General features: G+C 32.0%; 17 protein-coding genes. 2 read left to right on the forward strand and 15 right to left on the reverse strand.

Translation table 11 applies throughout. From position 1 onward, the window contains the following. From K292_RS0111840 to K292_RS0111855, 4 genes are all read right to left on the reverse strand, one after another. Positions 1 to 250: helix-turn-helix domain-containing protein (locus K292_RS0111840; RefSeq protein WP_027400002.1), on the reverse strand; the 250-nt coding region annotated here is incomplete at its 3' end. 150 nt (positions 251 to 400) lie between these two features. After that, entirely contained in the window at positions 401 to 1,087 is a 687-nt protein-coding gene (locus tag K292_RS17070) for an MEDS domain-containing protein (protein WP_245570864.1), read from the reverse strand. Between the two features lie 309 nt (positions 1,088 to 1,396). After that, positions 1,397 to 3,013 (reverse strand): amidohydrolase, encoded by a 1,617-nt coding sequence (locus tag K292_RS0111850; protein ID WP_027400003.1) that lies wholly within the window; start codon positions 3,011 to 3,013, stop codon positions 1,397 to 1,399. A gap of 12 nt (positions 3,014 to 3,025) precedes the next feature. Continuing rightward, on the reverse strand, positions 3,026 to 4,387 hold the full coding sequence (locus K292_RS0111855) for a Na+/H+ antiporter NhaC family protein (RefSeq protein WP_027400004.1): 1,362 nt from the start codon (positions 4,385 to 4,387) through the stop codon (positions 3,026 to 3,028). 208 nt (positions 4,388 to 4,595) lie between these two features. On the opposite strand from K292_RS0111855, the gene K292_RS0111860 reads away from it, so the two are divergent. Continuing rightward, positions 4,596 to 5,345 (forward strand): helix-turn-helix transcriptional regulator, encoded by a 750-nt coding sequence (locus tag K292_RS0111860; protein WP_027400005.1) that lies wholly within the window; start codon positions 4,596 to 4,598, stop codon positions 5,343 to 5,345. A gap of 134 nt (positions 5,346 to 5,479) precedes the next feature. On the opposite strand, the gene K292_RS0111865 is transcribed toward K292_RS0111860, so the two are convergent. After that, positions 5,480 to 6,040: a TetR/AcrR family transcriptional regulator gene (locus K292_RS0111865; protein WP_027400006.1), complete on the reverse strand. Its 561-nt coding sequence runs from the start codon at positions 6,038 to 6,040 to the stop codon at positions 5,480 to 5,482. A gap of 123 nt (positions 6,041 to 6,163) precedes the next feature. Here K292_RS0111865 and K292_RS0111870 point away from each other — a divergent pair, with 123 nt between their 5' ends. Then, positions 6,164 to 8,152 carry an oxidoreductase gene (locus K292_RS0111870; protein WP_027400007.1) on the forward strand — a complete coding sequence of 663 codons (1,989 nt, stop codon included), beginning with the start codon at positions 6,164 to 6,166 and terminating at the stop codon, positions 8,150 to 8,152. Positions 8,153 to 8,296: 144 nt separating this feature from the next. On the opposite strand, the gene K292_RS17075 is transcribed toward K292_RS0111870, so the two are convergent. The 10 genes from K292_RS17075 to K292_RS0111920 form a co-directional block, all read right to left on the reverse strand. Continuing rightward, positions 8,297 to 8,947: an SDR family oxidoreductase gene (locus tag K292_RS17075; protein WP_051280711.1), complete on the reverse strand. Its 651-nt coding sequence runs from the start codon at positions 8,945 to 8,947 to the stop codon at positions 8,297 to 8,299. Next, positions 8,919 to 9,578, reverse strand: a complete 660-nt coding sequence (locus K292_RS0111880; RefSeq protein WP_037373174.1) for an IspD/TarI family cytidylyltransferase — start codon at positions 9,576 to 9,578, stop codon at positions 8,919 to 8,921. The genes K292_RS17075 and K292_RS0111880 overlap by 29 nt, the downstream gene beginning before the upstream one ends. Positions 9,579 to 9,589: 11 nt before the next feature. Then, positions 9,590 to 10,447 carry a hypothetical protein gene (locus K292_RS0111885; RefSeq protein WP_027400009.1) on the reverse strand — a complete coding sequence of 286 codons (858 nt, stop codon included), beginning with the start codon at positions 10,445 to 10,447 and terminating at the stop codon, positions 9,590 to 9,592. A gap of 105 nt (positions 10,448 to 10,552) precedes the next feature. Then, positions 10,553 to 11,806 carry an aminotransferase class V-fold PLP-dependent enzyme gene (locus tag K292_RS0111890; RefSeq protein WP_051280714.1) on the reverse strand — a complete coding sequence of 418 codons (1,254 nt, stop codon included), beginning with the start codon at positions 11,804 to 11,806 and terminating at the stop codon, positions 10,553 to 10,555. A 170-nt stretch (positions 11,807 to 11,976) separates the two neighbouring features. Next, positions 11,977 to 12,738, reverse strand: coding sequence for a hypothetical protein (locus K292_RS0111895; protein WP_027400011.1), 762 nt, complete (start codon positions 12,736 to 12,738; stop codon positions 11,977 to 11,979). Positions 12,739 to 12,757: 19 nt separating this feature from the next. Further along, positions 12,758 to 13,678, reverse strand: a complete 921-nt coding sequence (locus K292_RS0111900) for a DUF4352 domain-containing protein (RefSeq protein ID WP_027400012.1) — start codon at positions 13,676 to 13,678, stop codon at positions 12,758 to 12,760. 18 nt (positions 13,679 to 13,696) lie between these two features. Next, the gene (locus K292_RS0111905) at positions 13,697 to 14,512 is read right to left on the reverse strand and encodes a TIGR00266 family protein (RefSeq protein WP_027400013.1); all 816 of its coding nucleotides are present in this window, start codon (positions 14,510 to 14,512) and stop codon (positions 13,697 to 13,699) included. 294 nt (positions 14,513 to 14,806) lie between these two features. Beyond that, complete coding sequence (locus K292_RS0111910; protein ID WP_027400014.1) at positions 14,807 to 21,091, reverse strand: S-layer homology domain-containing protein; 6,285 nt, start codon at positions 21,089 to 21,091, stop codon at positions 14,807 to 14,809. A gap of 476 nt (positions 21,092 to 21,567) precedes the next feature. Further along, the gene (gene ltrA / locus K292_RS17080) at positions 21,568 to 22,752 is read right to left on the reverse strand and encodes a group II intron reverse transcriptase/maturase (protein WP_330364979.1); all 1,185 of its coding nucleotides are present in this window, start codon (positions 22,750 to 22,752) and stop codon (positions 21,568 to 21,570) included. Positions 22,753 to 23,237: 485 nt separating this feature from the next. After that, positions 23,238 to 23,750, reverse strand: coding sequence for a group II intron maturase-specific domain-containing protein (locus K292_RS0111920; RefSeq protein WP_330364981.1), 513 nt, complete (start codon positions 23,748 to 23,750; stop codon positions 23,238 to 23,240). Positions 23,751 to 23,852: the final 102 nt, after the last annotated feature.

Genomic DNA, 23,852 nt, shown 5'->3' on the forward strand with positions numbered 1-23,852 from the left:
GCTCCTGATAAGAGACCTCTGTTGATAGATATAACTCTACCACATGAAATTTAAAATCGAAAGGGTATATATCATTTTTTCTGGAACGAAGTAAGCCCTCGTCTCCAAACTCTTTATAATTCTTTACCCATATTTCAATTGAAGATTTATGTGCTATATCAAATTTTTTTGCTAGATATCTGGTACCACCTTCACCTCTAATATAGGCAATAACTACTTTTTTCTTAAATTCATAACTATATTTTGCCATGAAAATACCGACCTCCCAATCGTTAGATTCTTAGGTCTAACTTTTGGGGGTCGGTTCATTTCTCATGAAGGCTATGTATTAATTGTTTTTTAAATTAAAATTAATTAATCTCTTCTAAAAATGTACCTTTTAAAAGAACAGAATGTGTCTCTATAAACCCTTTATTTCTTGCTTATTTACAAATTTACCTTCGTACATATAATCATATGCATCATAGATGTATAATAGTGATATATTAGTGTTTTCTAATACCTTATTTAAATTTATTTCTAAGCTTAGAAAATCCGCCTGTGAAGTCTCACCAATTGCATAAGTTGGTTGTCCAATCCATCGAATCCCCTTATATTTTTTTAACTCATCTTCTTCAATTATCTTATTTATCTTTCTTTTTAATCTGCTTAAGCCGCCATATTTATTGCTCATAACTAATTCTTTAATTGGTCTGTATTTAATATAATCCATAGAAATATTATTATTCTTTAGAAATCTTATTAAAGAAACAAATAAGTTTTCACTCATTGATACATAAATAAGTTCTTCGTTTTTAATTCCTTCATTTATGTATAAATACATATTAGTAAAGAGATGTTTTTCCCCATAATAATAAAAAGCTGAATGTATATTAAAGATATCTTTTAATTTAATCTTAGTTTTAAAAAACAAGTTTAAATTATTACTGCAAAAAACGCAATTGTTTATTAGATTATCAAGTAATTTGCTTAAATCTATTACTTCATTATCTAATAAACTCTTTTTTTCCAATACTAATTCATTTAATTTACAGCGATATTCTTCTAATTGATTCTTTAAATTACAATTATCACATATAATTTTCATAACTTCCTCCCCTGTTTTATTTTTCGTGTGAATTATTATTATATAATAAACAAGGTAGATAAATTTGTCACATTTTGTCGTTATAATTTTATTTTTTTATTTTCTTTAGATCATAGTTATTTAAAATTTAATTATTCAATAAATGTTAATTATCAAATTATAAAATAATCTATGTAACTCTAAGTGCTCACTCTATATAAGAAAAAGCATTCAAACAAATTGCCTAAATGCTTTTCCAAATCCTGAATTTATACGTATCGCAAAGTACATAAATTTATTATTAAACTTGCAACTAAAACCTGAATTCTTTTACTTCTCATAGATTACCTTTCCATCAAACATAGTCATAAGAACATGGCAATCCTTTATTTCTTCTGCTGCAATATTAAATAGATTTTTATCAACAACTATAATATCTGCTAACTTACCTTCTTGTAAAACGCCAATATCATCTCTGCCATAAGCCTTTGCAGCTCCTACAGTATATGCCTTTAATGCCTCTGATAATGTTATAGTTTCCTCGGGATTTATTCCTGTTGGAACACCATTATCATCCATTCTCGTAACAGCGGCATAAATACTAGGGAATGGATTAAAATCCACCACAGGATAATCAGTACCAAAGGCAAGCCCTGCCCCGTTGTCAAGTAAACTTCTATGCGGCCATTCCCATCTGCATCTTTCTTTACCTATTCTGCTTATCTTTTCATTAAAATCTAAGATTAAATGATAAGGCTGCATAGACGGTATTACATCCAGTTCCTTAAATCTTGGAATATCATCAGGATGTATGTTCTCAATATGCTCAACTGTATTGGCAAGACCATGCTTGCCATTAGCCTTAATGGAAGCTTCATACATATCCAATGCCATTCTCACAGAACCATCTGCAATACAATGTAATCTTACAGGAAGTCCTGCAGCATTGGCAGCAATAATAAATTTTTCCATTTCTTTCTTTGGAACATTTGGCACTCCCACTCCGGTAGTTTCCGGTTTATCACTGTAAGGTTCCAACATCAGCCCTGTAAAGGTCGATGTTACTCCATCAAGAAAACCCTTTACTCCATTTACTCTTAACTTTTCAGAATAAAATTCCTGCTGTAATAACTTTGCTTTACTAAAATCCGTGTATCCGTCTAAATGAGTGTATATATGAAACCTACATGTCATATCTCCACTTTCTTCCATTTCTTTTACTGCCAAATACTTATTATACGAAACTTCATCATATTGATCAGCTGACATATCACTAATACAAGTAACTCCACTTGCAGCAATGTGCTTAAAGAAATCCTTATTTATCTTTTTCATAATTTCTTTATCAAATTCTTGTACTTTTGCCATTGCCGGTTCAAAAGCATCCGGTTCAAATAATAAACCATTAAGCTCACCATTTTCATAAGTACCAACAGATCCGCTTCTTATTTTCATGTCTGGCTTAATCCCTGATTCTTCCAATGCCTTTGTATTCATCCAAAAAGTATGAACATCTGCAGACAATAAGTATACTGCCTTATCAGGAAAAGCCTCATCTAAAGATTTTTTAGAAGGAAGTGGTGCATCATTCCAATTTGCCGGGAACCATCCTATACCGAGTAGCCTCTTAACATTTGGATGTTTTTCTGCAAATTTTTTCATTATTTTAATACAATCTTCCTCAGAAGTACCTTGCGCTATTTCTGTACACATGTAATCACTATATGAAATAGCTCCCATAAAATAATGTACGTGTGCATCTATAAAACCTGCCATTATTAACTTATCACCATAATCAATGATTTTATCAACATTTAAATTTTTAATTTCATTCTCACTCATTATCGCGACAATTTTATTATTTTTTATTGCAACTGCCCCTGAAACAGGATAATCGTCTAGTCCAGTAAAAATATTTTTACTCTTTAATATAATATCTGCTTTCATTATTTCACCCCACTATATGAATACAAATCCAACTATTGCAAAACATATAGCTGCAAGGAATGCTGAACTTAAAACATAGGGTGCCACAGCTTTTATCTGTGTCATATTGGATACTCCTGTCCCTGCTGATGTCATAAATACTGCATCTGAGTAAAAACAGAATTTACTTCCAAAAGCAACTCCTGACATAATTGCAGCAATTACCATTGCAGGCTCAATGCCCATATTTATTGCAAGTGGAATAAAGATAGGAACTGTAATAACAATAAGAACCCAAAAGCTTGCTGCTGCAAAAGCAACTAAAGCCACAACCAAAAATGCTATTGCCGGAAGTAAACTCGGTGGAATTGTGCTTGTAAGAGCATTTATAACGAATGTTGAAAATCCCAGTGCATCGTTAGCAGCTCCAAGTATATATGCAAAACAAATTATAAATGCAAGAGGAGCCATTCCTGCCAAACCCTCAAAGAAGTTTTCTATAAACTCACTTAATTTCATTATTCTTTGAGATACATATAATATGGCCTGAACAACTAATGCTGCAATAATTCCCTTAACAACGTCATTGTTAAAGGTAAGCATAACTACTACTAATACTATAATAGGAATTATAAAATTTAATGGAGAAGATGCTTTAACCTCTTCACTGGCTTCTGGTGATTCCATTTTTACAATAGACGCTTGCCCCTGTGCCTCTTCTACAATAACAGGACCTCCTTCTGCAACTCTTTTATATGCCCTTTTAATTAATCCAACTTTTGGTATTACCCCTATTGCCACTAACAAACATACTAAAATCGCAATTATTGGGAAAAACATATAAGGAATTGCCTTAACATAATCATTAAATCCCAAACCTTGCTCCGAAATACATCCAACTGCAAATGCAGCCCAGCTGGTAAAAGGAACAAGTACACATACGCATGCACCCATTGAATTTACTCCATATGCCAAATGTTCTCTTGGAACGCCATTTCTATCAGTAATCTCTTTCATAGAAAAAGATACAGCAAGTACATTTAAATAATCATCTACAAACATGATGACACCCATGATCCAAGTAGCTACCATGGACTTCTTTGGACCGTTGGCATATTTTGATATAATATTGCTGAATCCAAGTAATGCTCCTGATTTTTCAAACAGTTTTATGATTCCACCAAAACCTAGTAATAACATAAGCAAAAATTGATAAGACTCATTGGAAAGTGCTCCGTAAAGCATCCCCACATACCCAGAAAAGAAGTCAGATTTATAAACTAATACTGCTCCTATTACAGATGATAATATAATCATCTCAGGCATTTTTTTTGTGATAAGTACACCAATAATTAAAACCGCTATAGGTATACAAGATATAATTCCGTAATCCATTTTGAAACCTCCTAAAAATTAAATAACAATATTGTTATACTTATTCTACAAAAAAACTGAATATTCGAAAATTATCTATTATAATAATTTCTATGCACCTTAATAATTATTTGTACTCCAAAAGTAGTATATTCATTATAGGGGTATTTTTTCTTGGACAATTATAATATAATACTAATATCCTATTTATAATTTAAGGGAGGAAGTTATGTTAGATGAAAACAGCGTAATGCTACTAAATGATATTATCTATAAAATTTATACGGTAGAGCCCTTTGATAAAATGAGAAAACAAATATTGTCTGCACTAAACTTCTTAATTCCTTTTTCAATTTCTACCTTTTACCTTACTTCTGACGAAAACCCTTATGAGCTTACTCGCCCAATAGGAACTGGAATGCCTGATAGTAGGTGGGAAGTATACATTGATAAATATCAAGAATTAGACTATACAAGATGGACCTTTGCCGCTCCAACTTCAAAAGCATATAGAGAAACAGATTTATTGAATGAAGAAGTACGTATAAACACACCATTTTATAAATCAATGTATGCACCTTCTAATATTCACTATTCTGTTATACTAACTATTATTCATAACGGAAAATTTCTTGGAGTTATAACTTTATTTAGAAAAAAAGATGAACAAGATTTTTCTGACAAAGAAGTACTTCTTTTAGATTTACTAAAAGATCATCTAGGATATAGGCTTTCAGAATCCATGGAAAAGTATAGAGAAAAGAGAAAAAACTATCCTACTAGTGAAAAGCTTACGAAAGAATACAATTTAACACCAAGAGAAATAGAAGTAGTATATCTCTTACTAGATGGAGTCAACAGAGAAGATATGTGTAATCAATTATGCATTAGTACCAATACTCTAAAAAAACATACTCTTAATATTTATAAGAAACTTAATATTAAAAGCTGGCGTGAGTTATTTAAATTAATAAAATAAAAAAGGAGCAATTACACTTGCTTATATACTCCCTTCCAAGTAAATTAGTTTGTATATTTTACTTGCATACCTAAAAAGAATATATCATTATTTAGTGTAACAGCCCTCGTAATCAAATAAGCCTTGCTTCTTTTTCATAAATTATTTAGAAATATATTAATTATTTCTCTCATCTTTTTATGAATATCATATTTTCCTTCTCTTAACACCCAATCAAAAACAACACCTCTTGCAATTAAGAACAGTTGATTTGATAAATCCTGAACTTTAATATCAGGTATTTGCTTTTCGATAATATCATAAAGAACTTGATGCATAGCTCTAGGTTCTTCTAAAAATAAACTATTTTCCGGTACATAAATCTTTTTAGTTAATTCCACACCATCATTTTCAGGTAAATTACAATATTCATCAAAAAAAAGTAAGATTTGTTCTTTAAAGGTAAGTCCCTCTAACTTTTCTACAACTACCTTCTCAAAATATTTATCTGCATTTCTGTACAAATCCATAAATAAATCCAATTTTGAATGATAATAATGATAAAAGGTTCCTACAGAAACACCCGCCGCTTTAGCTATCTGCGTAATATTTACATCATCAAAGCCATCCTTTTTTAATAACTTTATACCAACTTTATATATTTTATTTTTTGTAGCAATTGCCTGTTTGTCCCTATTTGTTAATATTTTTGTCATAATTTTAAATCTCCTTATACTCATTTTATTAAAAAAAAACACTACTTGCAATAGTAATTTCTCTATGTTATTATAATTTCATCGAATATATTCGACGAATTAATTCCATATAAGGAGATAATTATGAGTTTTAAATATCAAAAGTTATTTACACCTATAACTATAGGTAAATGCACAATAAAAAACCGCTTTGCTATGGCTCCTATGGGACCACTTGGTCTTGCTGATGCTGAAGGCGGATTTAATCAAAGAGGTATCGATTACTATACAGCTCGTGCCAAAGGTGGTACTGGTTTAATCATCACCGGTGTTACCTTTGTTGACAATGTAATTGAGGAGCACGGTATGCCAAATTGTCCGTGTTCAACTCATAATCCAGTACAATTTATTCGTACTGGTCGTGAAATGACTGAAAGGATTCACGCATATAACGCTAAAATATTTTTACAAATGTCCGGCGGTTTTGGACGTGTTACTATTCCTACTAATCTTGGGGAATTTCCTCCTGTCGCACCTTCTCCTATTCAACATAGATGGTTAGATAAAACCTGCCGTGAGCTAACTAAGGATGAAATCAACACTATAGTTAAGCAATTTGGAAAAGGAGCCTACAATGCAAAAAGAGCCGGATTTGATGGAGTACAAATTCATGCTGTTCATGAAGGTTATTTAATTGACCAATTTGCAATATCTCTATTTAACCATAGAACTGATGAATATGGTGGTTCATTAGAAAACCGTCTTCGTTTCGCTAAAGAAATTGTTCAAGAGATAAAAATAACTTGTGGAGCAGATTTTCCAGTTACTTTAAGATATAGTCCAAAGAGCTTTATTAAAAACTTAAGAGACGGGGCTCTTCCAGATGAAGAATTTGAAGAAAAAGGTCGTGATCTAGATGAAGGTATTATAGCAGCAAAACTTCTGGTTGAATATGGCTATGATGCTCTTGATACAGATGTCGGTTCCTATGATTCTTGGTGGTGGAGTCATCCTCCTATGTATCAAAAAAAAGGACTATATATGCCTTTTGCAAAATTGATGAAAAATACAGTTAATGTTCCTATTATCTGCGCAGGAAGAATGGATAATCCAAACCTTGCATTAAAAGCAGTTGATGAAAATATTACAGATATGATTAGTTTAGGCCGCCCTCTTCTTGCTGATCCAGATTACGTCAATAAACTAAGAAGTGGGAAGATAGAATTTATTAGACCTTGCATTTCCTGTCAAGAAGGATGCATGGGAAGAATACAAGAATATTCTACTTTAAACTGTGCTGTAAATCCACAGGCTTGTAGAGAAAGAGCTACGGCAATTAACCCTATCTTAGTTCCTAAAAAAGTTATTATTGTAGGTGGTGGGGTTTCCGGCTGTGAAGCCGCAAGAGTTCTCGCTCTTCGTGGTCATAAACCAGAACTATTTGAGAAAGGATCTCGTCTTGGTGGAAACCTACTGCCCGGAGGAGCACCAAGCTTTAAAGATGATGATATTGCTTTAGCAAACTGGTATGCTTCCACATTAAAAGATTTAAATGTACCTATACATCTTAACACTACTGTTTCAAAAGATGAAATTATATCAGCTAATGCAGATACTGTAATCATTGCTACTGGATCATTACCTAAAGTCTTATCATTAGGCGATGATGAAAAAGTATTTACTGCTGAGCAGGTTTTAATGAAAGAAAAAGATCCCGGTAAAGCTACAGTTGTTATCGGAGGAGGTTTAGTTGGCTGCGAAACAGCATTATGGCTTGCACAGCAAGGAAAAAAAGTTACTATAATAGAAGCTTTAGACAAACTCCTAGCAGTTAATAAACCTTTATGCCATGCTAACAGTGAAATGTTAGAAAAATTAATTCCTTTTAATAACATTAATGTAATCACTAATTGTAAGGCGATCAGCTATAATGAAGATAAATTAACCTTAGATAACAGGGAAGCCATAAATTGTGATTCCGTAATTCTTTCTGTCGGTTATGTAGAAAATAATAATCTTTATAAGGATTTGGAATTCGAAATTCCAGAAATATATTTACTAGGTGATGCCAAAAAAGTCTCAAATATAATGTATGGCATCTGGGATGCTTATGAAGTCGCCAACCATATATAAATACCTTAGTTAGCATTTTTGTTTTTTCAATTTCTCTATATACAAATTATTTAATCATACTAGTACGGTACAGAATTAAATTCTGTACCGTACTAGTATGATTATTATATTTTTAAAATTTATTTTAATATTTACTACATTTGTTTATTTGTATTTTTTCACTACTATAACTTGATTATCAATAAGGTTTTCATTTGTTATTAAATATTCAATAAATTGAGCAACTTCTTGTGGCTGCATTATTGTTTTTGGGTCTTCATTTGGAGCCAAAATTTTTCTAAGTGGCGTAGCACATCTTCCCGGAGCTAAACAATACACTTTCATATTATAGTCTTTTAATTCTTCAGCCATTGTTAATGAAAAGTTAATGAGTCCAGCCTTTGATGCTGCATATGCACTCCAACCGGGTTGAGGTCTCATACCAGATGTTGAAGAAATATACACAATCTTTCCGCCTTTTTCTTTTGCTGCTTTAACATACTCTTGCGTGCAATAGAACGCACCTGTTAAATTTGTCTCTATAGTTTTGCCCCAAGTTTCTTTTGTTATTTCCAAAATACCTTGAGGATCTACAAATCCTGAACAATACACCATAATATCCGGTATACCATATACTTTTAATAATTCATTAAAAGCTTTACTTATACTTTCTCTATTTGTTACATCAGCCTTAATATTATTCAGGCCTTCTGCAGAATTTCTTGATATATTTACCACAGTACAATCATTTGATAAGGTTTTCATAAGAGAAAGGCCTATGCCACTGCTACCACCAATTATTACAACAAGATTCATTATAAATCACCTCGGCTATCTTAATATCTTGAGGCGTGGTTATTTTTATATTCTGATCAAGTCCATCAACTATAACAGGATCTATTCCTAATTCATGAAGCAATAAACTCGAATCATCAGTATAATTTTTACCTTTACCTAACTCATGAGCCTTCTTTATAAGTCCCGTGTTAAATATTTGTGGCAGTTGCACACATAACACCTTGTCTCTGTCTAAAAAATCTTCTTTATAAAAAACAGTTGATGTGACAGGTACACAAGGGACAACAGCCTCTCCCTCTTTTTCTTTTAATTTTTTTAAAAATTCAAGTGTCACAAATGGCCTTACTGCCTCGTGTATAATAACTCTTTCAGAAGAACAAACTTGAAGCGCATTGTATACAGATTCTTGTCTAGTACTACCGCCCTCTACACATATGCAATTACTAAAACCATAATCTGATATAAGTTCTTTAAAGAAATCCATCTGACCCGGTATTACAGTAATTATTATTTTTTCTGTATTTGATACTTTATTAAATAAATCTATAGCATGAACAATAAGAGGCTTACCTCCAAGCCTCATAAATTGTTTTGGATAATTCAACTTTGCTCTTTTACCAATTCCTGCTGCAAGTATAATTACATCCATTTTATTCACTCCTAATTATCAGCTATTTGCTGTAATATTTCAGCAGTAATTTTCCCTGAACTGCCTCTAAGCTCCGTAGGGAAAATTCCTTCGATAAATTCTTTCGTTTTATTATCTAAACCCTTTTCTTTTGCTTCATATATCATTTTAATCATTTCCTCACAACTAGAGGCATGATACCCAATATTATTTTTAAATATAAAATCTTCAAAAGAATCAGTATAATTATTTACAACTTCATCCTTTATTACCCAATCTGGGAAGACCACAGGAATATCCAATGCCCACGCTTCATATAAAGTGCTGCTTATATCACTTATAACTACATCAGCAATAAGATACTGTTCATACGTTATACTGGATTTGTCATTTCCAGGATGATATGCATAAATAATATTGATATCTTTTGAAACTTCTTTAATTGTTTTTAATAATTTTTCATAGGTTATTACTCTTGCGGCTACACTATTAGTAGGTGCAAATAAAACATTTATTTTTTTATCATTAATTTTTTGGTCCTTTTTTAATTTAAAAAGAGGATCAATTTTAGTATATCCAGTAAGCAATAATTTTGAGGATGGAATACCCTGCTTAATCATCTTCTCTTGCCACAATGGTCCCGATACACAAATATAATCATAGTCTTTTACAATATCTGCATTACGCCAATTTTTATCTGCAATGCCATGTGACATAAAAACATCATTATGAGGATGAATTTCCTGAAAGAAGCTTACATTTAAGCCTCCCTCCAAATACTCATAATTTTGTGTTGAATAAGGTAAATATCTTGCTATTGGTTCTACTATTTTTTCGATTACTTTATCATAAGGATAACATACAGTTCTAAAATTAATTATTTTCGACACAATAATTCACTCCTTATTTTAAAGTATGCAAATAGTACTAATTTGTGATATATAAAAATACCACTTGCATGAGAAACTCTCTTCAAATGGTATACATATATTGTATTAAATTAATTTATTTAATGCATTTATTAATCTATCTATCTCAGAATTCTCATTGTATAAACCCATGCTTATTCTTACAATTCCTGTATATGGACTTCCTTCAAGTAACTTTTTTACATATAAATCAGCACCACACATTCCATTTTTAACAATAATACCATAATCATCATATAAATATTTTCCTACTTCTTCATGTGTCTTATCTTTTACATTAAATGCAATAATAGGGACTCTATCTTTTAAATATTCAGTATCACCATAAATAATTATACTCGAATTTTGTTTTAATTTCTTTATAGCATAAATCAATAATTCCATTTCATGCCTTTTTATATTTTCCATATTGATTTGATTAATGGTTTGAATTGCTGTAGCTAGAGCTATTACCCCTAAAATATTATTTGAGCCAGCTTCATATCTGCTAGGGCTGTCTTTAAGTATAACTTCATTATCTGTAACAAGCTTTGTAATTCCTGCTCCAAAGCATAAAGGATATCCGCTATTAAGAACATGCTTATTTCCAACAAGGGCACCTGAAAAAAACGGTGCATAAGTTTTATGTGCACTAAATGCAATATAATCAATACACTCCATAACATCTGAAGGATTCATGTCTATCCTTCGGTGTTGAATCAATTGAGCACTATCAACTAAAATCTCGGCATTATATTCATGAGCTAATTTAGCTATTTCATGTATGGGATTAATATAACCTGTTATATTGCTTGCACCTGTAACTGCTACAAGTTTAACTCTTCCTTTATACTTTAATAATTTATTTTCTAAATCAAGCATGGAAAGCCTGCCATCTGGTTCTACTTCCACTAGATCAGTATCACATCTGAATTTCCATGGAAGATAATCTGACATATGCTCCATATAAGTTGTAATTATTACAGGTTTAAAATCCGTGTTTTTCTGACATATAACATTACTTAAAATGTTGATTGCTTCCGTTGTATTTTTTGTATAGATTACAGTATCATTATCCATATCTGCATTTACAAATTTTTTAACTGTTATGCGGCTTTCTTCATATAAATCAGAAAGAAATTTTGCTTTTGCCGATTTATCTGATATGTATTTATACCAAGGTGTATATCTTTGCAATTCCCTAACAACTGAATTAAACGGAGGCGTTGTTCCTGCATTATCAAAATAAATACTTCTTAAAGTACCGTTGCCGGTTGGAATCAATGAAGAAGTATCCATCACCAAATTTCCCATTCCATTATAATTATTAATCGTCCTCATAACTTCTCCTTTATACAGTTTATTTTTTTAATACTATATATGCATAAAAAAGAAAAGTGTTATTATACACTTTTACAAAATGGTAAAACCCTTTGAAATTAAATTCAAAGGGTTTTACCTGTAATCTAAAAGAGATAAAATAAATGATATTGAATTTTAAAATAAATATATTACCAAAGTGAGTCTAAATCATACTCCTTAAAGTCTATATCACTTGGTGGTGTAAACATATCATCCTTAATCTTTGTATCTGATTTTATATCTTTAACAACCGAACTCATCATAACGTTCCCATTCATAAGCATCTCATATTTCAAAGGCACACAATATTTGGCAGAATACCACATATGTACCGTGGCTTCACCCATACCCTCTTCTGCTTGTGTAGTCTCCATAAATATCACTTCTTCACCATCTAAAGTTTCAACTCTGGCAACTACATTTTCTGTAGATTCATCAACTAAATCTTTAAAACTAGGTATTGATGTTGATTCCATTTCACCTTCCATATCAACATCCTCTTCTCCGTCCGTAATTAATATACCTGTTTTTTCTCCTTCTGTATATTCATAGGTTTTTCCTTCTTTGGCATTATAAATTGTTATCTGTTTTCCTACTCCTGGAGTATCTGTTTCAATTCTGCTGTTTTCACCACTATAATAAGTAGTTGAAGTTGATGTAAAACCTGATCCCTTTAGCTCTGTTTCCATAATTAATGATTTTGGCAATTCATATTTTATAGATTCAAGCAATGCAGCTCCTTCAAGATTAGTATCTAATTTATTTGTTGATTCTTCTTTTGATATTTCTTGTTTGTTTTTATCCGTATCATCTGATGAATTTTCTGTTTTGTCTGAACATCCTGTCAAACTTAAACTTAACACAAGAAGTGTTACCATCATATAAAATAAAATTTTTAATTTATTTTTCATTACCATAATCCTCCTTAAACTATTCCGCACTAAATACAATATTAACCATCTTATCAAACTCATTTAGATCAGGCTTAACTGTAACATAAAAATCTCTTGTACCTGTTTCAATATAAAATGGCACCTTACCTGTTACTGTAGAATTACCATTAATGTCAACAGGAAGTGTTACATCTATATCTTTAACATCAAGTTTTAAACCGTTAGAGTTATAAGCTCCCAATATGCTGAATCCAAGCATAAAAGTCCCATTATCCGTTTTATTATTTTTAATAGTAAATTCACACACTAATAATTCTTTGCCTTCTTTATCTGAAGGTTTAATTTGGGCACTATCTAATGTTACATTAAATTGTTTTGATTCTATAGTATCTCCTATACCATAATCACTTTTTACACCATTGCTTTCAAAACATTCTTCAAAGGTCTTGTCTATATCTTTTTCTGAGATATTAAATGCCGGTTTATAATTATCATAATTATCTCCAATATGTAATATATAGCTTTCATCTTTACTATCTGTAACGTCAAAAGCCACTTCACCCATTATTTTATTTTTGGAGGTTATTTGTCCTTCCAGTCTAACATCAACATCTGCAAATAGATCAAGCGTATACTCCTCATTGCTTTTACCATATAGTTTAAATTTATCAATTGCAGAAAACATTACATCACTGAGGCTGTTATTATATGCCTCCATTTTTAAAATTAAATATTTAGCTCCGTTGTCATATTCATTAGTCCTAACACCAATAACACTGTAGCTTAAATCTCCGCATTTGAACTTATCACCACAATCAACTTTGCCTGAAATTTTTTCATTATTTGCAGTATTTTTACTTTCTGCCGGTGATTCTTTTATATTTTTTTCTCCCTGGCATCCTGTTATGCAAACAATGATCAAGCACGCCATAATTAAAAAAGTAAATTTATTTTTCATTAAAAAATCTCCTTATTACTAATCTCTACCGAATAAATTAGCAAGTCCTGATAATTCCTCAAGCGGATTATTTATGCCTTTTGTTTCTCCTTTATTCCCCCTTCCTCCTGCAGCGGAATAAACTCTGTCAGCCATTCTGCTAAATGGTAATGATTGCAGCCAAACTGAACCAGGTCCCTTAAGTGTTGCTAAAAATAAGCCTTCCCCCCCAAACAAACCGGATTTAATATCTCCAGCAAACTGAACATCATAATCTACATCTGATGTCATTGCAACAAGACAACCTGTATCAATTCTTAAAACTTCTCCTTGCTGTAAATCTTTCTTGATAATTGTACCTCCGGCATGTAAAAATGCCATACCATTACCTTCTAACTTTTGCATAATAAAGCCTTCTCCCCCAAAGAAGCCTACTCCAATCTTTTTTTGAAAATGGATATCAATAGATATACCTTTTGCAGCACATAAAAAAGCGTCTTTTTGACATATTAATTTACCTCCAAATTCGGATAAATCAGCAGATATTATTTTACCCGGATAAGGTGCTGCAAAAGCAACACGTGCTTTGCCTTCTTTAATATTAGAAAACATTGTCATAAAAATACCTTCTCCGGTAATAGCTCTTTTCCCTGCACCAATTAATTTTTCCATAATACCTTTACTTTGATTTTTTTCACTGCCATCACCGAAAATAGTTTCCATAACAATTTTCTCATCCATGTACATCATTGCTCCGGCTTCAGCTAATACACTTTCTCCTCTATCCAGCTCTATCTCCACAAACTGCATATCGTCCCCATAAAGTATAAAATCAATTTTATGTACTTTTTCCATTAAAAAATCCTCCCTTTAAATTCAGTAATTACATATTACTGAATATGCAAAAAGTATTCATATATACAATTCAGCAAAATAATAATTACATATATATTTTAATACTATATGTTAATATATGTAATATACCAGTAGTCACTTTTAAAGTGACTTTAGTAACTAAATTTAATTCATAAGTTTTAATAAATTTAGAAATTTTTTAAAAAAATAAATATCTCCAATCAATTATATTTATTGATTGGAGATATAATCTAATTTTATCTCTTAATTATTCAAAACCTTTTTAAAACTCTTTTAGTCATTATCTACGGCTGTTAAGGTTACTTTTTGAGGTTGAGTAGCATAATACAGGTCATCGTCAGAACTTATTATAATTTCTAAATCTCCTGTAACTTGTCCTCTTACTTTTTCATCTTCTCTGCATGTATATGTAAATCTCTGTGCTATATTATAATTTGTACTATCAAAAACCAGTTTAGGATAATAATAAACAGGATTAGATAAGTCTGACCAATCTACATAAAGGCCATCTACATCAAAAGCATCATTTCCATTATAGGTAATAAAAATTTTAACAGGTTTAGTTGGAGCCTCTGCTAAGGATATTTCAACATATCCACTTTCACCTTCATTAAATGTTTGACTTATAGCCTTTTCTTCGTCTGGTTCTATAATTATCTCCGTATCATTGACAATTATAGGTTTTTCTACTGTTTTTTCGAACTTCGTAATAGTCAAAAGTCCTGCCTCCCCGCTAGTACCCACTAGAGAGCTGATATTTCCGCCAATGGAAATTCCTACCGGAGAAGGTGTAACAGGTACTCCTGCTATTGTAACATTCCCATTATCGTAAGTATTAAATAATAAATTTGAATTATCTGAAGTAAACCACGGTTTAAATAAATCTTTTGAAAGATCAATCTCTGCTTTTTCAGATAAATCATTGATATTAACTATTCTTAACTTCCTAACATTGCTTTCTTTTTTTACGTAAGCAAGTAATTGATTATTTAGTGAAAATACAGGCATTGAACTTGAAGAATCCACTTTTATATTATTTTCTTGGTCCTCTTTAAACCTAATATATAAATCATCTGAATCAAAATATTTATCTCTGTTTAAATAGTCCCAATCATATTCGCCTAATTCCTTATCTGTATCTATATACGCTATAGCTGAGCCTGATATATTAACAGCAGGCCATGCATCTCCTTGATTAGCAGGTGCATTATACATTGAAAAATTAAAACGGTTATTATAATTATTTGTCCACCAATCACCGCAGGACTGTAAAAGCATATAATCATCACTTCTGCTTGTAGCCCACATGCTATTACTCGCTTCTGCATACCAACCTGCTGTACTAGAAGATAAATCTTCAGTATCCACTGTAATAAATCCACCCGTTCCAATCATTTCACCTGTACCTGAACATGCTAGATATTTGTCATTAGGAGATATATATGCTCCAATATAACAATTTTCCCATTCTCCAAGAGATAACCTTATCGGATGTGAACCATCAGCTTCAGATTGCATTAACCATTTCTGTGTATAATAGAGATATCTTCCATCATGGGTTGAAGAAATTCTTCCTACAGTGGAATTATTTCGAACGATTTTTCTTGAATTCTCACCATTAATTTTTGAAATAACTATATCTCCTGTTGGCTGTTCATATGCAACCAATGGTATGTCTGAAACAGTTTTATCAGCATATGTTCTTATTATATATTCATTATACTTAGCCTCTTCATTATTCTCATCCATATTATCCAGCTTATTTTTATTATATTCATAATCATTTGTGGATATATAACATACAGTTGGAATATCATTATCATCATGTTTTTCATAAATAACAGTATTATGACCACTATCATAAGATTCAAGATTAATATGCCCAATCCTTCCATTTACAGCATCAAGCTCCATATATGGTCTTGTAAAAGTTTCACCATCGTCAAATGTTCTTGTAAAATATACTTCTGTAGTAAAGCCATGTGGTGCATAACTTTGCTCATATACCCCCGTTTCAATAAATGCAACGGAAACAACGCCATCATCATCAACAGAAACTTTTGGATCTTGAGACTGTTTTATTGTATTAGATATATTTTTAGGTTCTATAGCTTCCGAGCCATTTTCATATGCAGCAAAATAAACCTCTTCACTTTTAAAATCATTAATTCCATAATGACTGTCATACTCTTTCTTGGTTTGTTCCCATACATAATAAGTCTTATAATTATCTCCATCTTTATACAAAGCTACTTCTGGATAGTTGGCAGTTGCATACAAGAATAAATTATCAGGTGTATCTAAACAATAATCAACCTTACCTGCAATATTTGAGATAACATTTCTTACTACATTTATTGTATCAAAATTATTTATATCTGCTTCATAAGAATTTATTTTTCTATTGTATGTCTCTTGGCTTCCCATAGATGGTGCTTCACTGTATGCTATAACTAAATGATTATCAATTGAATCAATTGATGGTTCAGCACCATCGTTAATTGATATATCTTTTATTGTTCTTAGTTCAAAATCCGAACCGGTATTTTCTAAAACAGCCAGTTTAATTTGAGTATCTTCACTTTCCTCAGCACCATTTTGTGTATAAACTATAAGTGCATCAGCATCTGAATCATTATCAATATCTGATAATTTTATCTTTGGCTGTGCAGAAACATACGGCACATTTGATATATTCATTTCACCAGACCAATTCTTACCATCGTTACTGAAAGTAAAGAATACGTCATCATGATAGCTTGAGTCTTTTCCAATCCACACCACACCATAAGTACCAAGTTCATAATCAATATATGGTTCATCAGGTGCTGTTTCAATACCGCCAATATTTGAACTTATCAAATTTACTTCTTTAAATTCTTCTTCTGTCCCATTTGCAAAAGCTCCCATAAGTGCAAAACCACCATTATCGCTCAAATCCATATAAACAGCTGTCATATCGGAATTTGATTCATTTACTGCAATATCCGGTCTCAATGTTGATGATTCTAAAGATTCACTTTCAGAAAATTTTCTTACCATTACAGGCTTTTTGTTTGATAAAAATCTATTATTTAAAGTATTTACATCCAAATTATACATTGTATCTTTTTCAATATCAGGAGTTTTGAAGGTTAAGTTTTCATGGAAATCGCAATTAACAGTTCCGCCAAAGTCATTTATGGAATCCGTAGTTTCTCCTACAGTTCCATTTATACTTTTACTTTGAGTGACAGGATGTGCAATACCTTTTCTGATATTCTCATCATTTTCATCTAAAAATTCTATTAAATTATTTTTTCCATAATGGGAAAATCCTTTGCCAGATATGTTCAAAACTTCTCCTACAATGGCTGAAGATGGTACACTATGTAATTCATTATTTTTTATATCTATATTAACAATATTAGAATTATAAATCTTACCGTTAGCATCTGTTGGAGAATCATCTTGATCTTCTCCTATAGTTACATAAAAACTGCCATCACAAGTATCAGGTACTTCCATCTGAAAAGACGTATAATCAGTATTGGAAAAATATCTTTTTTCTAATATTCCTGTGTCATTATAATTCTCTAATGGCTGCATATATACATTTTGATGATTTGTAACATCTTTACTGAACCCAAACCCCTCTATCTTAATAAGATCACCTATATATGCCGCTATATTAAAAGGAGATTCTTCCATAGTTTCAAGATTTGTAATTTTATCTATCCTTGGTCCTAATGTATATGGAGGCTGAGTTTGAGTTCCTGACATTACTACATAAGTTCTTGTAATTGATGCTGATTCAATAGGAATCTTTGCATCTTTTCCAGTTACTTGCTCTATATCTGCTATAACTTTTACCTTTGCCATACCAGGCTTATGCCCTGTTATTACAAGTTTATCTCCGTCCCATTGTCCGCTTACAATGCTTTCATCTTCTGATTCCAGCTTTAATTTTACATCTACATCAGTTAAATCAATATCAAAATCAAATATATCACCAATAATATCATCAACAAACCAAGATATGGCTCCGCCTATTACATATTCCAAACCACCGGAAATAGGATTAGAATAATCTGCTTTAACAGCACCTGTTATCTCATCAACAATTAACCCTTCATTAGTACTGCCTTCAAAGTCCATAGTACCTTTTAAACATAAATCTCTTCCCACATATATTACTCCTGCATTTGTGTCCATTATTTCCGCAGGCAGAATTTCAATCTGACTAAAGTCACTGGCATTACGGTTTTCATCAAATAATTGCTTTATAAGAATTTTTCTCGCTTCAAAATCTGAAACATGCTTTTCCAATATGGTATCTGACCAAATTTGTAAATTAAAACTATATATATTCTCCCATACAATACCGCCAACTCCACCTGCTATAGGAGCTGCATCAGTTTTTATATGATCTGAAATTTCTCTTGCTTCACTAATAATTTCATCTGCTTCTGTAAAAATATAATTATAACTGTCTCTGTTTGTATATACAAGAGAAGCATCGTTTTCAATAAGATTTATATAAATATTTACATCTGATAAAAAACTATTTAACTTAGAATTTGTAGTATATCCTGACATTAAAGAATCTAAATTTTGTGCATCAGATTTAGATTCCTTCATATCTTTGTAAAGCTGATCTAAAACATTGTCATCTTTTACAGTTTCAAGTAACTCCAAGTCCACTCCAAAAGCTTCTAAAGGACTATATAAACCATCAATATCACTTTTTAACTGTATTGTTGAAGTTCTCAATCTTAAAGCCGTTTCATATAAATCATTTGTACTTGACCTTTGTCCAAGTATTTCTCTAAGTGAAGAGAAACCTTCATTTAATCCATAATTATCCGAAACAACTCTAGTCTCAAAGGAATCTCCCACTGCATATGAAGGCACACATTCAAGAACAAATATTATACCTGTAAGTGTAGAAATAACCGGCGTTAAAACAGTTTCACAAAACGTAAGTATAGATTTTCCAAGTACTGCTAAGCCGCTTGTAGCTCCAAAAGAAAAAATACTACCTATAGTTCCAGCAATAATCATTGCTGTTCCTATACTTCGCATCCAAGTTCTTGCTGTTTTAAGAGTTGAGTGTACCTCTTTTATTGTTTTAAGTGCCGTATTTATATTATCAAGTGATTCAGAGGCAGTAGAGTGATTTAAAAGATCTATGGCAGTATTTATATCAGCTTTCTGTTTTACCAATGCTTCTGTAGCCATAAGCTGATTAAATATTGCAACTACTTCTGAATCACTATTATTAAGAGCCGCTAACTGATTATCTAAATCAGTTTTTAATTTATTTAAATCATTTATTAAGCTTGAAGATGCTGCGCCTTCAAGTTCAGGTGTATATGCTATTTGAATTTCATGTATGGTACTGTCAATTAATTCTTTTGTATCTGCTATTAAATCATTTGCACTATCCATAATTAGATTTACATCTAAAGATTCGCCGGTAAAATCATATTTATAAGAAGTAATATTTTGTGTTTCCACGTATACTTTATAATTTTCCACTTCCATTATAGGAGAAATTACGACAACTTCTCCATTTTTATAATCTACAATCTGCGCTTCCGTTTTTCCTTGAGTTTTACCCTCAAAATATACTTTAAAATCTGTAAAGTCTTCAGTAAAATTCTGCCCTCTCAAAGTAACGTATGTACCTAAAGTTCCATGATTTGGCATAATTGAAGTTACGTCAAATTCATCTTGAGAATTTATTGGCTCTTGCTTTATGCTAACCTCTTGTTCTTTATAAACTCTTCCATTATATCCAATACTTGAGCCTGATGTTATATCAGGTTTGTTTGGATTTGAAACTTGTCCTCCGTCTGAACCGGAATTATTTGAATTTGATCTTGAATGTTTTTTACCCGAAACTGAAGGTTTTGTTTCTGTTTTATTATCTTTAGCATATTTTATTAAAGTATCAGATGATCTATATAAAAATGCCACAGCCTCACTATTCAGCATTTCTCTTTCGCCTCTAAAAGACTTGTCTTTATAGCCTGTAAAGAAATTATTTTTAGCTAAGGTATTCAGCTTATATCTCACCCAGCTTGGGAATTCATTACAATCTGTGAAATATTCTTCTTCACTGTCCTCTTTTAATTCTAATAAATTAAAAATAATAGTTGCTGCTTCATAACGATCGATGGTTTTATTAGGTTTGAAATTATTATCAGGATATCCTTTAATCCATCCTTTTTCGTAAAGAGCAATTATTTTATAATAGTTTTCTGTGTTTTTATTTACATCTAAAAAAACAGGGTTATAATCTGTTTTTTCAAGACCCGTAACATTATAAATTAAAGATGCAAATTCTCCTCTGCTGATAGGTTTATCAGGAGAAAATTCTTCTAAAGTTTTATCTTCTATATAACCTTTTGAGATGAAACTTTCAATCATATCACCTGCCCAATGCTCTGTTTTTTCTTGATTTTTAACAAGAACATTATTTACCGATTCTGCCAGTACCTTTGTAGGTATCATTGTCAGAACCAATGCAAAGATCAAAACAGTGGATATAATCTTATACCTATTATTTTTCATGCTAACCTCCCTTAAATTTAAACAACTTTGTGTATTCCTCATATAATTATGTTTTTATAAGCTTTCTTAAACAATATACTAATAGTCATTTTTACTGTGACTTTAGTAATTAGTTTTTCATAATAAAAATCCAAAAGTCATTTTAAAAATAAGAAAAATCGAGTAGGAGGCTAATCATTAGTTGATTAGCCGACCTCTCACACCACCGTACGTACGGTTCCGTATACGGCGGTTCTCTAGTTTACACAAACTTTCGAGTAATAAACAGAAAAATAAATAAATCCTAGGCTGCTTAATGTTTGGTTATCTAGGCTTTTACTTAGAATAGGGCTGTTGGAGATTCTCCAATAGCCTTTCCTTGTGTTTGCAAACTCCCATGCTTTCCACTCATTAATTCCATACTGTTTCAACATTTTATGTCTAGTTCTGATTTCCTTCCACTGTTTCCAGTAGACCATCCGGATACGTCTTCTCATCTATTCATCCGTCTGTTTCATTAGCACTTTCATGTCTGCTATCTTAAAGTAATTTATCCAACCCTGGATATATCTCTTTATTTTCATTGCTCTAAATTCATTTCCCCATCCATTACTTCTTGCTGTAAACGCTTTTACGTTAGCTTTCATCTTCTGTATCGCTTTGGGGTGAACTCTCAATCTCATTCCACTTTTATGTTTGTAGAATGAAAACCCTAGAAATTTAATCCTTCCTACATATGAAACCACAGTTTTCTCATGATTCACTTTTAGGAATAGCTTATTTTCAATAAATGGCAGTATATTTGTTAGTGTCCGACTTGCACTTCTTTTGCTTTTACAAAAGATAATTAGGTCATCCGCATATCTTACAAATCTATGCCCTCTACCTTCTAGTTCTTGGTCTAATTCATTTAACATGATATTACTAAGAAGCGGACTTAACGGTCCCCCTTGAGGTACGCCGACTCCTGTTTCTTTAAATGTATGATTTATCACAACTCCTGCTTTTAAATACTTATGAATCAGTGAAATAACTCTTCCATCCTTGATTGTTCTAGATAGGATTTCTATCAGTTTACTTTGATTCACTGTATCAAAATATTTCTCTAAATCCATATCTACTACGTAAGTAAAACCTTCGTTTGTATACTCTATACATTTCTTCATGGCATCGTGTGCACTTCGTTTTGGTCGAAAACCATAGCTATTATCTGAGAATTGTTTCTCAAATATCGGTGTTAATACTTGTGATATTGCTTGTTGTATTACCCTATCGACTACAGTAGGTATTCCTAGATTTCTCATTTTCCCATTATCCTTGGGTATTTCTACCCTTCTTACGGGGTTCGGACGGTATTTGCCATCCTTGATTGATTGGAATAGTTGCCTTTGGTTCTCTTTAAGATATGGTAGAAGTTCACCCACTCCCATCTTGTCAACTCCTCCAGCTCCTTTATTGGATTTTACCTTCTCATATGCTTGATAAAGGTTATCTTTTCCCAATATCTTTTCCAATAATCTATCCGCCCTAAAATCTGTGTTGATGACGTTGTTTTCAGTTATCCTTGAAGAAGCATACGCTTCTGCATACTCTTTCCGTTCCGCGGATACCATTTGCAGATAGCCTTCATCTATTTCATTATGAAGTTTTCTGTATTTTATTTCTTTGTTGGTAACATTCATTTACTCTCATCTCCTAAAGTTCTGTCCTTCTGTAACACCGTCGACTGTGTCACATACTATGACGTCTGCTGACTTCTCACGATAAATCTTGTTTCAACCGTGTTTCATACTCTATGTTTCCACACGTCCGTGAGACCTCCCCAGGTAAGAACGCAATCTTTCCTTCCATCTATCTGCCACATTTACATCATAGACTTCCGAGTAGTTTAGGGCTTTAATTTGTCTAGCAACCTTACCCAGTCTATATATGCCTGATGTGATTTCTGTTCGTCAGACCAGAAGTTCGCCTCCAGCTTCCTTCAGATTCCCCGTCACCGAGGACACCCTTGCTCTTGGCTATGTGCTTGGCACTACTAACCTGCACTCGGGACTTTCACCCGTTAGATTGCGCCCATGCTGGGCGCACTAGAGTAGAGAAATAATTGCAAAGAATTATTTCCCTCTCTTTGAACCGTACGTACGGGTCTCGTATACGGCTCTACAATTTATATTCCAACATTTCTTAGATAATAATTTAAAGGATTGAGCAAGCCAGCTCTATCCTTTATTTTTGTTTCAAGTAGTGTAGGATTTAAAATGTAATTCACTACATCCATACTGCATCTTTTGTACCAACCCAACCTTGAATTAGCAACCTTGAAAATACTTTCTTCATTAAACCCATTCTTATATTTTCTGTTCAAGTATGCCAGATTACGAAAAATGGTACTTGGCTTTTTCCATTGTTTTATAACAATTACTCTTATTTTATGTCTTAGCCATTGACCAAACTCATTCATAAATTGTTTCATCATTCCGATTCTAAAGTAATTTATCCATCCCATAACTATTTGATTTACTCTTTTTATAGTTACTGCCAACGGCCTTGCATTTGCTTTTCCTCTTTTGAGATATTCACGCATTACTTGATATAGCTTCGCTTTCTTATCATTTGTAGGCTTAACTTTCCATTGGCCACCATTCTTTAAGAATGTGAATCCTAGATACTTACTTCTCATCGGTCTGACCACTTTGGATTTAGTTGCATTCACTTTCAGAAATAATTTCCTTTCAATCCAACTTGATATTGAATACATAACTCTATTTGCTGCAACTTCACT

The sequence above is a fragment of the Anaerovorax odorimutans DSM 5092 genome (genome assembly GCF_000426305.1).
In the GTDB taxonomy this organism is placed as follows: Bacteria; Bacillota; Clostridia; order Peptostreptococcales; family Anaerovoracaceae; genus Anaerovorax; species Anaerovorax odorimutans.

Excerpts from the sequence above, each read along its gene's own strand:
- ltrA (WP_330364979.1), bottom strand. The coding sequence starts at position 22,752 with ATGAATGTTACCAACAAAGAAATAAAATACAGAAAACTTCATAATGAA.
- K292_RS0111895 (WP_027400011.1), bottom strand. The coding sequence starts at position 12,738 with ATGAAAAATAAATTAAAAATTTTATTTTATATGATGGTAACACTTCTT.
- K292_RS0111850 (WP_027400003.1), bottom strand. The coding sequence starts at position 3,013 with ATGAAAGCAGATATTATATTAAAGAGTAAAAATATTTTTACTGGACTA.
- K292_RS0111865 (WP_027400006.1), bottom strand. The coding sequence starts at position 6,040 with ATGACAAAAATATTAACAAATAGGGACAAACAGGCAATTGCTACAAAA.
- K292_RS0111890 (WP_051280714.1), bottom strand. The coding sequence starts at position 11,806 with ATGAGGACGATTAATAATTATAATGGAATGGGAAATTTGGTGATGGAT.
- K292_RS0111905 (WP_027400013.1), bottom strand. The coding sequence starts at position 14,512 with ATGGAAAAAGTACATAAAATTGATTTTATACTTTATGGGGACGATATG.
- K292_RS0111920 (WP_330364981.1), bottom strand. The coding sequence starts at position 23,750 with ATGAGAAGTAAGTATCTAGGATTCACATTCTTAAAGAATGGTGGCCAA.
- K292_RS0111900 (WP_027400012.1), bottom strand. The coding sequence starts at position 13,678 with ATGAAAAATAAATTTACTTTTTTAATTATGGCGTGCTTGATCATTGTT.
- K292_RS0111870 (WP_027400007.1), top strand. The coding sequence starts at position 6,164 with ATGAGTTTTAAATATCAAAAGTTATTTACACCTATAACTATAGGTAAA.
- K292_RS0111855 (WP_027400004.1), bottom strand. The coding sequence starts at position 4,387 with ATGGATTACGGAATTATATCTTGTATACCTATAGCGGTTTTAATTATT.
- K292_RS0111910 (WP_027400014.1), bottom strand. The coding sequence starts at position 21,091 with ATGAAAAATAATAGGTATAAGATTATATCCACTGTTTTGATCTTTGCA.
- K292_RS17075 (WP_051280711.1), bottom strand. The coding sequence starts at position 8,947 with ATGAATCTTGTTGTAATAATTGGTGGTAGCAGTGGCATAGGCCTTTCT.
- K292_RS17070 (WP_245570864.1), bottom strand. The coding sequence starts at position 1,087 with ATGAAAATTATATGTGATAATTGTAATTTAAAGAATCAATTAGAAGAA.
- K292_RS0111880 (WP_037373174.1), bottom strand. The coding sequence starts at position 9,578 with ATGGATGTAATTATACTTGCAGCAGGAATTGGTAAAAGAGCAAAGTTG.
- K292_RS0111860 (WP_027400005.1), top strand. The coding sequence starts at position 4,596 with ATGTTAGATGAAAACAGCGTAATGCTACTAAATGATATTATCTATAAA.